Raw genomic sequence first — 15182 nt, 5'->3', positions numbered from 1 at the left:
GGGGCGGCGACGGCCGCCCCCTCACAGGCTCACGCGTCCAGGAAGCCCTTCCGGCGGCTCCAGTCCGTGATCAGGCCGATACAGGTGGCCAGATGGTCCGGCTGGCCGATGTAGTAATGGGTGGCGCCGATGATGCGGTGGTATTCCTTATCCGGCGTCGCCAGGGCGGCGTTGATCGCCGGGTTGTGGGTCGCGGGCACCGCCTCATCCGCCGTGTTCTCGATCTGCAGCACCGGCGTCCGGTGGATCTTGGCGGCGTTCATCGGCCCCTTCGCGTTTGATAAATCATAGCTCCACTGGCTGAGCCATGAGCGCAGGGTGGTGAAGCGGGCCAAACCGACGGGCCCCACGTTCACCGCCCGAGGGTCGCCCATATAGCACCAGCCGGGCTTGCGTTCATTGGGGTCGACCGCCGGGTCCAGCCAACGGACGTCGCACATCGTGCGGTGCACGACGAAGGCGCGCTCCTGCTCCGCCCCGCGCTGTTTGCGCAGCCGCTCCAGTTGTTCCTGGCACCAGTAGGTGATGCGGCGGTTGCGGTCCACCTGGCGCGCGCGAAACTGTTCCACGAAGCCGGCATCATAAGGCGCCTGGTTGGGGCACGCCTCGGCATAGATGTCGAAGGCCCGGTCGCGCCGGTCGGGATCCGCCTCGTCGATAACGGACGGGTCCAGCCATTCAGTCAGCGTCTCGGCGCGTGACAGGTGGGCGGCGATGAAGATCACGCCGTCCGCCATCGTCAGGCCGGCAATCGTCAGGTCGACCTCGTCCCCCGCCGGGGTGTGCGTGATGGACGGCCGTTCCGCCTGCGCCTGGTAGAACAGCGACAGCGAACCGCCGCCCGACCAGCCGACCAGCACCACGCGGTCGTAGCCCAACGTTCCCCGCGCATGTGCGATCCACTGCCCCAGGTCGATCGCCACCTTCTCCATGATCAGGGCGCTGTCGTTGCGGGCGTAGCGGCTGGCCGCGCACAGCACGTCCAGCCCCGCGTCGGCCAGCGCCAGTGGCATGGGCAACAGCTGTAGGGTGGAGGTGGGGTGCATGAACACATAGACCGTGTCGGCGCGGCGGTCCGGCCGGCGCAGCAGTTGCCCTTCCAGATTGACCTTCCCCGAATTGCCCGCGAACCCGTATGTTTCGCTGAACCCGGGGGAGTTCGGGAACGTCACCACCAAGGGGTGCCGGACCCAGGCCCTACCCTCTGCCATGTCATCTTCTCCCTGTCTTTCATTCTTGCGCGTCACAGCGGGGCGGTGGTGACGTCGTAGCGGAACAACCACTCATAGCGCTCCGCCACCCGCTCCGGCTCCCACTCCCGGTCCACGTAGGCCTGCGCGCCGGCCGGGCTGGCAAGGGCGGGATTGTGGAAGCGCTCGGCGTTGCCGGCGGCACCTTGGACCACACGCGTCGTGCGGGGGATGCGCGCGTCCTGATAGACCTTCAGCGCCCTGGCATGGTCGTCACGATAAGCCTCCAGCGCCCGGGCCAGCATGTAGGCGTCCTCGATCGCCATGGCCGCGCCCGACGCCAGGAAGGGCAGCATGGGATGGGCGGCGTCGCCCAGCAGGGTGACCCGTCCGACCGTCCAGTTGTCCAGCGGCTTGCGGGACAGCAGCGCCCAGCGGAATGGCTGGGGGATCGCCCGGATGTAGGTGTGGACGTCTTCATGCCAGCCGGGATAGTCGGCCAGGTAGGCCTCCACCGTCGACGGGCTGGACCAGGACTCCGTCTTCCAGTCCTGGTTCTCCACCACGCTGGAGAAGTTCATCAGTTCGCCCCGCCGGATGGGGTAGTGGACGATGTGGCCGCCCGGGCCGATCCAGTTGGTGCCCACGTCCCGTACCAGATGGCCGGGCAGGCGTTCCATGGGGATGACGCCCCGCCAGGCGACGATGCCGGTGAAGGTCGCGGGCAGCTCACCGAACAGCCGCTGCCGGATGATGGAATGCACGCCGTCGGCGCCGATCACCAGGTCGTGCCGTTGCGGTGGCTTGCCGGCGAAGTCCAGCACCACGCCACCCTGCCCCTGCTCCACCCCCACGCAACGCGATCCCAGCTGGATGGCATCGGGGTTCAGGGCGCGAGCCGCTGCGGCCAGGGTGGAATGCAGATCGTTGCGATGGATGGTGACATAAGGCGCGCCATACAGCGCCACCGATTCCGGCCCCAGGTCGAACAGCTTCCAGGTCTGGCCGGTGTTCCAAAGCCGGATCTCCTTGCCCACCGGGCAGAACGACAACGCCATCACCCGATCCAGGATGCCCAGCGCCTCGAACACACGCGTGCCGTTGGCGCTGATCTGCAGGCCCGCCCCCACCTCCCGCAGTTCCTCGGCCTGCTCATAGATCGTGACGTCGAACCCGCGCCTCAGCAGTGCCAGTCCAGCCGTCAGACCGCCGATCCCGGCACCCACAATCGCAATTCGCATGTCGTTCCTCGCCGCAACCGCCAGAGTTTGATAATATCTAACATAGTTCGTCAATATCACAAGCCCGGCACCCAGGCCACCCTCGTATTGCGCGGTCGACGGGACCCCCGTACTCTGATAGGCATGGGTGTAAAGCCAATGAGACATAGATGCTGAAAACGCCCGAAGACACCCTCAGCCAGAAGCGCCGCGTCCAATCGATCGAGGTTGGATTCCGTGTCATCCGCGTGCTGCAGACGGCGCATGAGCCCATGGCGTTGCGTGACATCGCCCAGGCGGCGGACATGCCGCCCAGCAAGGCCCACCTGTACCTCACCAGCTTCATGCGTGAGGGGCTGGTGGCGCAGAACCCCCAGACCGCCCGCTACGCGCTGGGGCCCTACGCGACCGAGCTGGGCCTGTCCGCCATCCGCCAATTGTCGGTGGTGGAGGCGGCGAACGCGGAGATGGCGGAGTTGACGGCGCACACCGGCTGCGCCACCTACCTGTCCGTTCTCACCGAATTCGGGCCGGCCATCGTGTCGAAGGTGGACGGCAGCCGCCAGGGCGCCTTCACCGTGCGCCTGGGCCACGTGCTGCCGATGACGACCTCGGCCACTGGGCTGGTGTTCCTGGCCTTCCTGCCGGAACCGCAGACCCGGCAGCCGGCGCGGGCCAGCCGCCAGCACGCGATCGAGGCCGCCGATGCGGTGAAGCCCCCCACCCGCGACGACCTGGCCACGGTGCGCCAGAAGGGCTATGCGACGACAAGCGGGCTTATCAACGCCAACTTCGCCGCCATCTCCGCCCCCATCTTCGACTACAGCGACGCCATGGCCGCCGCCCTTACCCTGCTGGGGCCGGACAAGTACCTGGCGGGGGAACGGCTGCAGCCTTGCATCGACCACGTGCTGGACGCGGCCGCCCGCATCTCCACGAAGATCGGCGGCCGTATCCCTGCCCGTTCCTGAAATGAGGCTGGTTCTTATGCTGGCGGCATGAGGGCGTCCTCATGCCGCCGTAGGATGCGACTGCATCCGCCCGGCGCCTGAGGGAGCCATTGATATCAAAGCGCGATGGCGATGGATTTCAGCTCCGTGTAGGCTTCGATGCCGTCGCGGCCGTTCTCTCGGCCCCAGCCGGATTGCTTGAACCCACCGAATGGCAGTGCCGGATCCAGCCCGCCGCCATTGACCCGCACCGTGCCGGCCTTCAGCTTGCGCGACAGCCGGTGCGCGGCACTGAGGTTCTGTGTCCAGACGATGGCGCCCAGGCCATAGTCGGTATCGTTGGCGCGGGCCGCGATGGCGTCCAGGTCGCCGTCGCTGAACGACATGGCGCATAGGACCGGCCCGAAGATTTCCTCCCGCACCACGGACATGGTCGGCAGGGTCCCCGTCAGCACCGTCGGCGGCACGAAGTATCCGGGGCCCGATGCCGCGGTCCCCTGCCCGCTGATGCGGGCGCCCTCCCTCACCCCCGCTTCGATATAGCCCAGGACGCGGTCCTTCTGTTCCTGGGACACCACCGGCCCCATCTGGGTTGCGGGATCCAGGCCCGGGCCGACGCGCAGCTTTCCGGCATGCTCGGCCACGCCCTCCACCAGGGCGTCGAACACGCTCTCATGCGCGAACAGGCGGGAACCCGCGTTGCAAACCTGGCCGGCGTTGGTGAAGATGGAGCGGGCGGCGCCCTCGATCGCGCGCTTGATGTCGGCGTCGGGCATGACGATGACCGGGGTCTTGCCGCCCAGTTCCAGCGTCACGCGCTTGAAGTTGCCCGCCGCCGCGCGGACGATGTGGCGGCCGACCTCGGTGGAGCCAGTGAACGTCACCTTGTCGACGCCGGGATGTTCCACAAGGGCGGCCCCCGCCGTTTCACCAAAGCCGGTCACGAGGTTGAACACGCCCTTGGGGAAGCCGACCTCCTCCACCAGGTGGGCCAGCCGTAGCGCCGTCAGGGGCGTCTGCTCCGCCGGCTTCAGGATGAGGGTACAGCCGGCGGCCAGTGCCGGCGCCATCTTGGCCACCGACATGGCGAAGGGCGCGTTCCACGGCACGATGGCCGCCACGACGCCGATCGGTTCCCGCACCGTGAAGGCGTGCCAGGTCCCGGGACCGGAGAGATTGATGGTGTCGCCGCCCAGCTTGGTCGCCCAACCGGAATTGTAGCGCAGCGTCTCTATGGCGTGCGGCACATCGAACAGGCGCGCGTCGCGGAGCGGCTTGCCGTTGTTCAGCGTTTCCAGCAGTGCGAAATCGTCGGCGTGAGCCTCGATCGCGTCGGCTAGGCGCCACAGCAGGCGGGCACGTTCCGCCGGCTTGGTGTCCGCCCAAACACCCTCCAGCGCCGTCCGCGCCGCGCGCACCGCCAGGTCGACGTCCGCCGCCTCGCCCTTGGCGGCTTGGCCCAGCAGCGTGCCGTCGCCGGGATTGCGCATCTCAAAGGCGGAACCCGACCGTGGCTCCCGCCAGACGCCATCGATGAACAGCCCATGTTCCTTGCCCGCGAAACGCCGTGCGTTCTCCAGGGCATTCTGATCCGCCACGATATCCGGCATTTTCCACCGTCTGGGTATGATGAGGGGACAGCTTACCTCACGGCGCAGGCCGTTCAGGAAGCGCCCGTTCAGGCGTCATGGGCATCGCTGTCGTTTGCTATTGTTGAACACATTCCGTTATTATGCAACAACTCGTTCCAAGAAACGGGGCCAAGGAGGCGTGAGGGAGCGGTGACTCAGGACTTCGACCATATCATCGTCGGCGCCGGATCAGCGGGATGCGTGCTGGCCAACCGCCTTAGTGAGGATGGGCGCCGCAGCGTCCTGCTGATCGAGGCCGGCGGCCCGGATTCCAGCCCGTTTCACGCCATGCCGCTGGGCTTCATGGCGGCCATGGCCGACCCGGCCAAGGACTGGGGCTATATGTCGGAGCCGGAGCCCAACCTGGATGGGCGCCACCTGCCGCTGCCGCGCGGGCGGGTGCTGGGCGGCTGTTCCACCACCAACGGCATGATCTACATGCGCGGCCACGCGCGCGATTATGACGAGTGGCGCGACCTGGGCTGCCCCGGGTGGGGCTATGACGACGTGCTGCCCTATTTCCGCAAGATGGAGACCAGCTGGCGTGGCGCAGGCCCTTGGCACGGGGGCGACGGCCCCATCCAGGTGACACCCGTGCGCCACCGCGCGCTGCTGACGGAGCAGATCCTGGCCTCGGCCGCCGCCGCCGGATTCCCGCACAGCGACGACCTGAGCGGTGAGCGGCAGGAGGGCTTCTCTCTGAGCGAGGTGACGGTCGACCGTCGCGGCCGCCGATCCAGCGCCGCGCGGGCCTATCTGCGCCCGGCGCTGAAACGTCCGAACCTGCGGCTGATATCAGGCGCCCAGGTCACCCGCGTCCTGTTCCAGGGCCGCCGCGCCGTGGGCGTGGAATACCGTGGCGAGGGGGCGACTCATCAGGCGCGGGCACGACGCGACGTCATCCTGGCGGGTGGCACCTATAATTCCCCCCACCTGCTGATGCTGTCCGGCGTCGGCCCCGGCGCGCAGCTGCGCGAACACGGGATCGGGGTGGTGGTGGACAGCCCAGGCGTGGGCGCCAACCTGTCCGAACACCCCATCGTCTACATGGACTTCGCCACCAGCGGCGACACCTTCCTGAAGCAATTGCGGCTGGACCGGGCGGCCCTGTCCGTCCTGCGCTGGGCGTTGCTGGGCACGGGACCGTTCGCCTCCCAGATAACCAGCTGCGCCGCCCTGCTGCGGACGCTCCCAGAGCTTGAGCGGCCGGACATCCAGCTGATGGTCATGCCGGTGCGGCTGGACGCCAAGATCTGGACGCCCGGCCTTGGCAAGCGGCTGCAGGACATGTTCTCGATCATGGTGATCCAGCTGCACCCGGAAAGCCGGGGGCGGCTGACCTTGCGTTCCGCGGACGTGGCGGACACGCCGCGCATAGAGCTGAACCTGCTGTCGCATGAGCGCGACTTCGCCGAACTGCGACGGGGCATCCGCGCCGTGCGCACGCTGTTCGGCGCCGGCCCCCTGGCCACCCGCGTCCTGCGGGAGGCTAGGCCAGGTGCGGAGCGGCAGAGCGACGCCGAGCTGGACGCCTACATCCGCGCCAACCTGCGCATCACCCAGCATCCCGTCGGCACCTGCCGCATGGGCCGAGGCGACGGCGCGGTGGTGGATCCCAGCCTGCACGTCATCGGGGTGGAGAATCTGCGCGTCGTCGACGCCTCCATCATGCCGACGGTCCCGGGCGGCAACACCAACGCCCCCGTGATCATGGTGGCGGAAAAGGCCGCCGACCTGATCCGCCAGCAGGATTAAGCACGTCAGACACACCCGCCCCGCGGCATGGGCGAGATCCCATGCCGCCGTTTTCATTGCGCGTTAAAAAAAGGGCGCCGGGGCGGTAACGCCCCGACGCCCTGCGCACGGGAATTCAAGGGAGGATCACATCCGTGCACGCACGCCCAGTACCCAAAAGCGGCCGCGATTGTCGAAGAAGGGGGAGTTGGCGATGGTAGGCTGCACGATGCCGTTGGGCGTGATCGGCGGGGCCTCATCGGTCAAATTCTCGACAGAGCCGTAAATCGTCAGGTTCTCGTTCAGCCGGTAGGAGACGTTGGCGTCCCAATACCCGATGCCGGAGATGTCGTTGTTGGCGATGTCCAAGGTGGTCAGGTTGAAGCGTGTGTCGAACTTGCCGCCAGAGATATAGCGGTAGCCCACCCCGAGCCTCCACTTGTCGAAGCTGTAGTTGGCGTCGACGTTCACGCGCCATTCCGGCACGCCCGCCGGGGGCGGTGAGATGCCGGCGAGGCCGACATAGTCGTTGGACACGCCGTTCGCCGTTGTGGTCAGCGTATCGGCATGGTTGGCCAGGACCCGCAGTTGCACATCCCCATCGTTGTTCAGCAGGGTGAGGGGGAAAGAATACTCAGCCTCGAAGTCCTCGCCCGCCGCCCGCTGGGAGTTGGCGTTGAAGGGGATGATGTTGACACGGGTGATGATACCCCCCGTCTGGATGACACCAGAGCAAAACACAGACTGCCCATTGAAGCAGAAATTCACGATGTCCTGCGCCGCCACCGTGGAAATCGCGTTCTTGATCTCGATGTTGTAGTAGTCGAGAGAGGCATGGAACCCGTCCAGCCATCTCGGTTTGAAGACGACGCCCACCGAATAGGTGTCCGCCTCCTCGGGCAGCAGGTTGGGATTGCCACCCGTGATCTGCGTCGTCTGCCGCGCCACGTTGGTGCGGGGGTCGATGATGGCGTTGATCACCTGGTTGCCTTGCGAGAACAACTCATAGTTGTTCGGCGCGCGAATGTCGCGGGACACCGTGCCACGGAAACGTACGTCCTCGATCGGTTCGTAGTTGCCGCCGAACTTCCAGGCCCAGACGCCGCCGCTGGTCGAATACTCAGTATAGCGGCCCGAGGCGTTGAGTTCCAGCTTGTGGGCCAGCGTCATGTCCTCGGCCAGCGGCACCACGACCTCGCTGTATGCTTCCTTCACATTGTATTCGCCGGAGAATGGCTGCCCGTTGATGGACCGCCAGCGGCTGAGCACGGAGTTCGCGTCCGAGGTCTGGACCGTCTTCTCGATGCGGTATTCCGCGCCAGCCGCGACCGACAGCGGCCCTGCCCAAGTGGAGAAGGGCGAGCCCGATATGTTGGCTGCGTAGACGTCCTGATGCATGTCCGCGGTGATGGTCGAGGTGCCGAGGTAGTAGCCCAGCGCCTGCTGGCTGATGGAGCCTGCACCGAAGGGATTGATGGGCACGCAGCTGCGGATGTCGCCATACGGGTCCTGGGCCGCCGTAGGGTTCGGGTTGGCCAGCTTCACCCGGCAGATGGCCTGGCCCGTGGCCGGGTTGATCACCGAGTCCAGGCCATAAGTCCACCGCTGCGAGATGCGGTTGTTGTCCGCGAACTCATCATAGGTGTTGCGGCCCAGCTGGCCGGTGACGCTCCAGTTCCAGTTCCGCCCGAAGGAACCCTCGGCGCCGAAGGTCCAGCGGCGGGTCTTGGTCACGGTCCGGAATTCGGAATTCCCATCCTCGTAGTTGAGGCGACCGAAGGGAATGCTGGCCAGTTTCAGCGACGCCATCGCCGCCTTGACGCTGGGATCCAGAAAGGCGTTGTCGTTGCGGATGGTGATGGTGCCGACGTCGGGATTGGGCGCCAGGTCCGAATTGGCGTGGACCTGCGAATACAGCATGTCCGCGAACAGGGTGATATTGTCGGCCAGTTGATAGCTGATCCGGCCGTAACCGCTCTTGCGGTCGATCTCCGGCAGCAGGTTGCCGTCGTTGATGGCGGAGCCGCCGCCGCCGCCCTGCATGAAGGTGGCGCCGATGTTGGTGCCATACTGGAACGGGATGGGCTTGCCGTCGGACCCGAACTGCACGCCCGTGCCCGGGGCGAAGCCCAGCTTGTTGGCCAGGCTGAGCGCCAGTGTGTTGGTGCCGCCCGACAGGCCGACAACACCGCCGGCCGTCATCTGCGAGTAGGTGCCGTGATCGACGATCAGCAGGCGCGGCTGGCCGTTGGTCTTGGTATAGGCCGGGTTGGTCAACTGCACGGTGCCGTTGGCGCCCCAGGAGCGCGACGCCTGGCTGCTCTCACCCGAATTGTGCATGAAGTCGCCCGCGACCTCGATGTGCACCTTGTTGTCGGCGAAGCCATGGCCCAGGGCGAAATTGACATCCGGACGGCGGAAATCGTCATGCTCCGTCGATCCGTAGGAGATGTCGGCCTTCGCCCCCTCGAAATCCTTGTCCAGGACGAAGTTGACCACACCGGCGACGGCGTCGGAACCGTAGGCGGCGGAGGCGCCCCCGGTGACGATGTCGACGTTCTTGATCAACGCCACGGGAATGATGTTGGTGTCGATGGTCCCGGCCGGATCGGTGATGCCGACACGGTTGCCGTTCATCAGCACCAGGGTGCGCTGGGTGCCCAAGCCGCGGAGGTCGGCGTTGGAGGCGCCGATCGGTTCGCTGGACTTGCCGATGTTCTGGTTGATCCGCAACTGCGGCACTTCGAGCAGCATGTCCGCGACGGTGCTAACCGCCTTGTCCTGCAGTTGCACCGCGCTCAGCGACGTCATCGGCGTGGGCGCCGTGAAGCCGGAAATGCGCGTGCCCGTCACGATGATTTCCTCAAGGTCCCCCGCAGGCGCGCTGGCTTCCGCCGGGACGCTCTGCGCAGCGGCCTGGTGCGGCGCGGTCATCGCCAGCGCGGCACTGATGGCCAGCAGGCTGACGGCCCCATATTTCAGCGGCCGGCGACCGCCTGTGCCCAAGAACAGTTGGCTGGAATCGTTAGGCAGCCTATCGCTCATCTGTTCCCTCCCCGCTCCGGAATGAAGGTCATTCGGGATGCTCATTGTTTGTTATTTTCATATTCATTTATACGATGACGAAAATCCAATGCCGCAATCGGCAGAACCGATACCGTTTCGGCATCAAAAATCGCCCAAGCCAAGCCCTTAAGGGGCAAGGGCGCTCACGCGGTGGAGCCCACCCCATACTCGGAAAAGAGATCCCTGATTTGATGCGGTCGCCCGCGTCAGAAGAAGCACAGACGCAACGCCGCGTCGGAAATCTGGCGGCGCACCGCCGGGTCCGGCGCCAACGCGTGGAAGTGCGCAAGGGCGTCCGCGTACGTCACGGCGCCTTCCTTCCCCACAAAGGGCGCGTCGCTGCCCCACAGCAGGCGCTCCCCACCCGCCTCCACCAGCAGGCGCGCCGCGCAGGCCTGGCGGATCGCCGGGTCCAGGCGGAAGCCCGCGGAGATCTTGACCCAGGTCCGCCCCGCCGCGACCGCCCGCAGCATGGCCTGGAAGCCAGCGCCCTCCATACCCTCCGGTGCGCGCAGCAGGCCGAAGTGATCGACCACGACGTTGACGCCGTGCGCTTCCAACGCCGGCAGCACGACGGCCAATTGGACGGCGCTGGCATTCAGCTCGACATGCATGCCGCAGTCGGCCAGGCGGTTGAGGAATTTCAGGTAGGGATAGCTGCGCAGGTCGGGCGGCGCCTGGTCTACCTTCCACTGCATGCGCACGCCCACGACGCCCTGGTCCCGCAGGTGGCGCAGGGTCGCCAGGTCGGTGTCGGGCTGCAGCATCACCGTCGCGCGCAGGCGCCGGTACCGCCCCAGCGCCGCCAGGGTGTAGTCGTTGTAATCGCCGTAGAGGCTGGCAGCGGTGACGATCCCGAAGGCGATGCCGTGCCGGTCCAGGTCCGCCAGGAAGTCCTCAGCCGTGTAATCATAGTCCGGTCGGATCCAGGCATCGTCCCGCAATGGCATGCGCCGTGTCAGGATGTGGGCATGCGCGTCGACGATGGGTGGTTCGGCAAAGGGACGCTCAACCGTCATGGCGCTTACCTGTCGCCGCGCTGGAACAGGCTGCGCGCCGTGTCGCACAGGAACAGCCGCCGCTCCGTCTCATCGAGGAGCGCCGCCGACGCGCGCGCCTGCGCGGCCATGCTCTCGTAACTTTCTTGGGTGTTGCCGACGTCGGAGCCCCACATGACGTGGTCTGCCCCCATGACGTCCACCGCGCGGCGGACGAAGGCCGCATGATCCACGCCGGCCTGGTCGAACATGCGGAAATTGATGGTCGTCAGCTTGTAGTAGACGTTGCGATGCTTCCGCATGGCCTCCAGCACCGGCACCAGGCCCAGCTGCTGAGGGTCGCCACCGCCCGGCCAACCGAAATGGTCCAGCGCGATACGCAGGCGCGGAAATCGGCGGGCCAGGCTGCCGACGCGGGCCAGCGGGGCGGGCGAGGCCACGCCCGGGGCGTACATCACCACCATGGTCAGGCCAAAGCGGTCGGCGACCGCCCAGGTGCGGAGCGCCGCCTCGGAATCCAGCCAGGGATAGGCGCCGGTGGCGTCGGGATAACCGAACAGGCGCAGGCCCACGATCCCCCGCTCGATCACCATGCGGGTCAGTTGCGCCGGCGTCTCCGGATCCTGGGCGTCCAGAATCACCACGGCCGACAGCTTGTCCGGATGCGCGTACGTGGCGTCCAGCAGGTAGCGGTTGTCGGTCTTGTAAATGGTGTTGTACTGCACGGCCGCACCGGCGACGACGCCGCTGGCTTCCCACCACTGCCACAGTCGCTCCGCCGTGATGGGCTCGGCGGCGATGCGCCGGCGCAGATTGTCCTCGCCCTCCCGCGCGTTGCGCGTGTCCATGGGATAGCGCGCCGCATCATTGGTGAAGACGTGCGCGTGCGCGTCGTAGATCGGTTCCCTGCCCGCTTGCTGGCTCATAGCCCCTTCGTCTCCCCGATTATCGTATCGTGCCGTATGGTCAGGTCGGCGCGGTGGTCAGCGGGGCCGGCTGGCCGGGCTTGCGGCTCAGGGGCAGCATCGCGACCGCCGGTATCGCGCTCATGGCGGCGAAGAAGGCGAAGGTCGCCGCCCGCCCCACATCCGCCCCCAGCAGCAGGCCGCCGATCAACGGACCGACGACGGCGCCGGCGCGTCCGAACCCAACGACGAAGCCCACGCCGAAATTGCGCAGCCGCTGGGGATAGAGCGCGATGGCGGTCAGGAACACGCCGGTATAGGCGCCGACAGTGAAGTAGGTCAGCACGCAGGCCATTGCGATCATCACCGGCACCCCGGCATGCACGCTGCCGAACAGGACCAGCATCGCACCCATCAGGATGAAGAAGATGGCGGTCATGCGCGCCTCCCCCACGCGGCGGGAAAACGCGCCCACGGTGAGGTGGCCGGTGGCACCGACGATGCCCTGCAGCACACCGGAGAAGCTGGCCTGCGTCGGCGTCAGCCCGGCCTCCACCAGCACCGTCGGCTTCCAGTTCAGCAGGAAATAGCCGACCAGGGCATAGATGAAGGAGGCCAGCCACATCAGGACGGACAGCCGCCAGGCATCCTTGGCCAGCAGGGCGACCGCGCCATTCTCCTTCCGCGCCCGTTCGGGCCGCGGCGGCAGTTCAACCAGCGGATCGAGGCCGAGGCCGGCCAGGATCCGGTTGATGCGGGCCAGGGCGCCCCGGGGCTGCGCCGACACCAGATAAGTGGGTGATTCCCACATGAACAGGGCCAACGCCAGCAGCAGCACGGCGTTCATGCCCATGCCGAAGACGTAGACCGACCGCCAGCCGTAAGGCACCAGCAGGAAGCCGGCGACCGCCCCGCCGATCATCATGCCGATGGTGAAGCCGGTGTGCAGCATCGACAGCATGAGGTTGCGCCGCTGGTTGTTGGCGAACTCCGACACCAACACGTTTAGGCTGACCACCAGGATGCCCAACCCCGCCCCCATCAGGAAGCGCAGGGCCATCAGCACCTCAATGGAAGCGGCGATCGACGACAGGCCGTGCGCGACGGTGATGGCGACCAGGGCGATCAGCGTCACGCCGCGCCGCCCCAGCCGTTCCCCCAGGGGGGCCGCCACGAACGCGCCAAGCGCCAAGCCCAGCGACCCCATGCTGAACAGCAGGCCCAGGGTCGCCTTGGGCACGGCCCATTCGGCGGAGAACAACGGCGCCGTGTAGGCCGCCGACATCATGTCGTAACCCTCGGTGACATTGATCAAGCAGCACAGCGCAACGATGACGTACTGCCGCAAACGCATCGGCGTGACGGCGATGGCGTCAAGCGGATTGGCCGGCATGCTCGGTACCTCCCTGGTCTGGATTTTTTTTGTGGCGCGGCGGCGTTCCCCGCCGCCGGCCAGGATCACTCCGCGGCGGATTGCTCACGCGCCGGTTCGTCCAACCCGACCAGCCGGCTGGCGTTCAGGCTGATCATCTTGCGGATGTCGTCGTCGGAATAGCCCAACTCGATGCACATGCCGATGACATGGCGGAACCCTTCCACCGGCGTGGGGTTGCCCACCTGGCCCAGGTCGGAGCCGATGATGGTGCTGTCCACGCCGCCGGCCTTGATCACCTGGTTCAAGCTGTCGGCGGTGTAGTTCTTGCCCTGGACGCCGGCCCACATGCAGCACGAATGCTCCAGATAGGCGCCCATACCGGCCAGTTCCTTCATGTCGGCCGGGCCGCAGCCGATGAGGAAGGTGGGATGGTTGACCAGAAGGCGCTTGACGCCCCGCGTCTTCGCCTCGGCGAACAGCGGCCAGATTTCGCTGATGTGCAGGTGGCCGGCGGAGAGGATGGCGTCATACTGCGCGATCTGGTCCAGGATGACCTTGACCTCGTCCAGCAGCGCGCCGCGATCATCCACCACGGTCAGGGCGCGCGGCGGCAGCATCTGGTCCTTCGTGGGCAGGAACTGGCGCCGATGCGAATGGCGGATGTGGTTGGCGGCGGAGAAGGTGGGCATCCACACCAAGCGGGCGCCTAGCTTGAAGCCATGCTCCACCGCGTAGGGGTTCAGGCCGCCCGTGGTGTTATTCAGTGGAACGCCGGTCAGGAGTTGAATCTTGGGATTCATCGTCTCCTTCAGCAGCTCGGCCACGGGCGTCACCGAATAGTAGTGATCCTTGAACAGGATGGCCCGCAGGCCGGCGGCCTCGGCGTCCTTGATGGCCTCGACATGGTTCAACCGGCGCGGCATGACCGAAGGGCCGCTGTGGCAATGCAGATCCACGGCACCGACCAGCAGATCGTCAATCCTGCGATCCGTCATACTCTATCCTCCCGTTTTCAGATGCGCCGCGCTGGCCGCGGTTCGTATTTGGAGTTCCTGTTTATGGCGCCGGGTCCGGCGCCGGATAGTCGGCCGCGTTCAGCACCCAGCCCTCGCGGGCGGAGAAATCGCGGCGCGGCGGGCAGAAAACGTCCGCCAGGCGGTTGAGGCCGGTGCTCATCCCCTGCGAGGTATGGGTCGCCGGCGGTGGTATCACCGCGACCGACGGCGCCGCGCAGTAGGCATGTTGGTCCTCCAGCCAGTGCGCGCTGTTCCCCGTCCAGGGCCAGCGCAGGTGGTGGATGAATTCGCCCGCCGTGGCGATGGAATACTGCTCGAAATCATCATGGTGGTGGGGTGACAAGTCGGCCGGGTCGCGGGGACCCGCGCGGCCGCTGGTCAGGTTCACCATGATGGTGGTGCAGCGGTAGATTCTGCCGAAGCGGCCCGGCTGCGACGGCACGTCGCCGGAATAGACCCGAATGCGCCAGCCGCCGACCGGATCGGGCCAGGGCGTGAACTCCGGAACGTTCAGGTCGGGCGTGGCGAAGTCGCCGGCGTTGGCGCAACGGGCCGCCAGATCCGCCGACCGGGTGGTGATCAGCCGATAGAGGCCGCCGTCGCCCAGCGCGCGGATGCTGCTGTCGCCGGGCGGGATGAAGGCCACGCACGGCCCGTGCGCCGTCTCCGTCTGGCCGCCGGCCGTGATCTCAACACTCAAACCCGCGTCGGGAAGGACGACGGCGTATTCATCGATCTGGCCTGAGCGCGCCAGCACCGCGCCGGAACGCACGGCACTGTAGGCCACGATCAGGTTCTGGCCACGCGTCAGCCAGGTGGAAGCCAATTCGCTCTCCTCCACCGGCGTCTCTTCATAGAAGCGGCCGTAAGAGGCCGGCTTGAAAGGGGTCATGGCCACCTTTTCCGCCGACGGCGCCAATGAAGCCCGCAAGTCGTTCTTTCCGTACACGCCGCCTCCCACACGCTCTTCAAGATGCTACACGTCCAAGCGACATGGGGGCCTGGCGGAGCTTTCTTGAAATTCCCGGCAATAGTTTATGAGAACAGTAGGACCGCTACATCGTTAGCCGTCTAATTCTTTTTGGCCAGCGCTCCGA

Annotated in this window: 11 protein-coding genes; 2 read left to right on the top strand and 9 right to left on the bottom strand. The window is 66.5% G+C overall.

Annotation, left to right across the window (positions count from 1 at the left end; genetic code table 11):
* Nucleotides 1-29: 29 nt before the first annotated feature.
* Both UAA55_RS05000 and UAA55_RS04995 read right to left on the bottom strand, forming a co-directional pair.
* Nucleotides 30-1211, bottom strand: coding sequence for a hypothetical protein (locus UAA55_RS05000; RefSeq protein ID WP_322951555.1), 1182 nt, complete (start codon nt 1209-1211; stop codon nt 30-32).
* A gap of 32 nt (nt 1212-1243) precedes the next feature.
* Nucleotides 1244-2431 carry an FAD-dependent monooxygenase gene (locus UAA55_RS04995; RefSeq protein WP_322951554.1) on the bottom strand — a complete coding sequence of 396 codons (1188 nt, stop codon included), beginning with the start codon at nt 2429-2431 and terminating at the stop codon, nt 1244-1246.
* Between the two features lie 149 nt (nt 2432-2580).
* Here UAA55_RS04995 and UAA55_RS04990 point away from each other — a divergent pair, with 149 nt between their 5' ends.
* A complete protein-coding gene (locus UAA55_RS04990) occupies nt 2581-3381 on the top strand; it encodes an IclR family transcriptional regulator (RefSeq protein WP_088875404.1) in 801 nt (266 codons plus the stop codon).
* 95 nt (nt 3382-3476) lie between these two features.
* Here UAA55_RS04990 and UAA55_RS04985 read toward each other — a convergent pair whose 3' ends face one another.
* Nucleotides 3477-4958, bottom strand: coding sequence for an aldehyde dehydrogenase family protein (locus UAA55_RS04985; protein ID WP_246138714.1), 1482 nt, complete (start codon nt 4956-4958; stop codon nt 3477-3479).
* A gap of 183 nt (nt 4959-5141) precedes the next feature.
* On the opposite strand from UAA55_RS04985, the gene UAA55_RS04980 reads away from it, so the two are divergent.
* Nucleotides 5142-6746: a GMC family oxidoreductase gene (locus UAA55_RS04980; protein WP_322951553.1), complete on the top strand. Its 1605-nt coding sequence runs from the start codon at nt 5142-5144 to the stop codon at nt 6744-6746.
* A gap of 126 nt (nt 6747-6872) precedes the next feature.
* Here UAA55_RS04980 and UAA55_RS04975 read toward each other — a convergent pair whose 3' ends face one another.
* The 6 genes from UAA55_RS04975 to UAA55_RS04950 form a co-directional block, all read right to left on the bottom strand.
* Nucleotides 6873-9770 carry a TonB-dependent receptor domain-containing protein gene (locus tag UAA55_RS04975; protein WP_322951552.1) on the bottom strand — a complete coding sequence of 966 codons (2898 nt, stop codon included), beginning with the start codon at nt 9768-9770 and terminating at the stop codon, nt 6873-6875.
* A gap of 227 nt (nt 9771-9997) precedes the next feature.
* On the bottom strand, nt 9998-10810 hold the full coding sequence (locus tag UAA55_RS04970) for an amidohydrolase family protein (protein ID WP_322951551.1): 813 nt from the start codon (nt 10808-10810) through the stop codon (nt 9998-10000).
* 5 nt (nt 10811-10815) lie between these two features.
* Complete coding sequence (locus UAA55_RS04965) at nt 10816-11715, bottom strand: amidohydrolase family protein (protein WP_322951550.1); 900 nt, start codon at nt 11713-11715, stop codon at nt 10816-10818.
* Nucleotides 11716-11755: 40 nt separating this feature from the next.
* Nucleotides 11756-13087, bottom strand: coding sequence for an MFS transporter (locus tag UAA55_RS04960; RefSeq protein WP_322951549.1), 1332 nt, complete (start codon nt 13085-13087; stop codon nt 11756-11758).
* Nucleotides 13088-13152: 65 nt separating this feature from the next.
* Nucleotides 13153-14064 (bottom strand): DUF6282 family protein, encoded by a 912-nt coding sequence (locus UAA55_RS04955; RefSeq protein WP_322951548.1) that lies wholly within the window; start codon nt 14062-14064, stop codon nt 13153-13155.
* Between the two features lie 61 nt (nt 14065-14125).
* Nucleotides 14126-14977 carry a hypothetical protein gene (locus UAA55_RS04950; protein WP_322951547.1) on the bottom strand — a complete coding sequence of 284 codons (852 nt, stop codon included), beginning with the start codon at nt 14975-14977 and terminating at the stop codon, nt 14126-14128.
* Nucleotides 14978-15182: the final 205 nt, after the last annotated feature.

Origin of the sequence: Nitrospirillum guanabarense (genome assembly GCF_034653355.1) — a bacterium.
Taxonomy (GTDB): Bacteria; Pseudomonadota; Alphaproteobacteria; order Azospirillales; family Azospirillaceae; genus Nitrospirillum.
Note: the sequence above shows the minus strand (reverse complement) of the source record. Positions and strands in the feature narration are given on the sequence as shown.

What these genes read in the sequence shown, in the direction of transcription:
- UAA55_RS05000 (WP_322951555.1), bottom strand. Translation starts at nt 1,211, where the DNA reads ATGGCAGAGGGTAGGGCCTGGGTCCGGCACCCCTTGGTGGTGACGTTC.
- UAA55_RS04995 (WP_322951554.1), bottom strand. Translation starts at nt 2,431, where the DNA reads ATGCGAATTGCGATTGTGGGTGCCGGGATCGGCGGTCTGACGGCTGGA.
- UAA55_RS04990 (WP_088875404.1), top strand. Translation starts at nt 2,581, where the DNA reads ATGCTGAAAACGCCCGAAGACACCCTCAGCCAGAAGCGCCGCGTCCAA.
- UAA55_RS04975 (WP_322951552.1), bottom strand. Translation starts at nt 9,770, where the DNA reads ATGAGCGATAGGCTGCCTAACGATTCCAGCCAACTGTTCTTGGGCACA.
- UAA55_RS04970 (WP_322951551.1), bottom strand. Translation starts at nt 10,810, where the DNA reads ATGACGGTTGAGCGTCCCTTTGCCGAACCACCCATCGTCGACGCGCAT.
- UAA55_RS04965 (WP_322951550.1), bottom strand. Translation starts at nt 11,715, where the DNA reads ATGAGCCAGCAAGCGGGCAGGGAACCGATCTACGACGCGCACGCGCAC.
- UAA55_RS04960 (WP_322951549.1), bottom strand. Translation starts at nt 13,087, where the DNA reads ATGCCGGCCAATCCGCTTGACGCCATCGCCGTCACGCCGATGCGTTTG.
- UAA55_RS04955 (WP_322951548.1), bottom strand. Translation starts at nt 14,064, where the DNA reads ATGACGGATCGCAGGATTGACGATCTGCTGGTCGGTGCCGTGGATCTG.
- UAA55_RS04950 (WP_322951547.1), bottom strand. Translation starts at nt 14,977, where the DNA reads ATGACCCCTTTCAAGCCGGCCTCTTACGGCCGCTTCTATGAAGAGACG.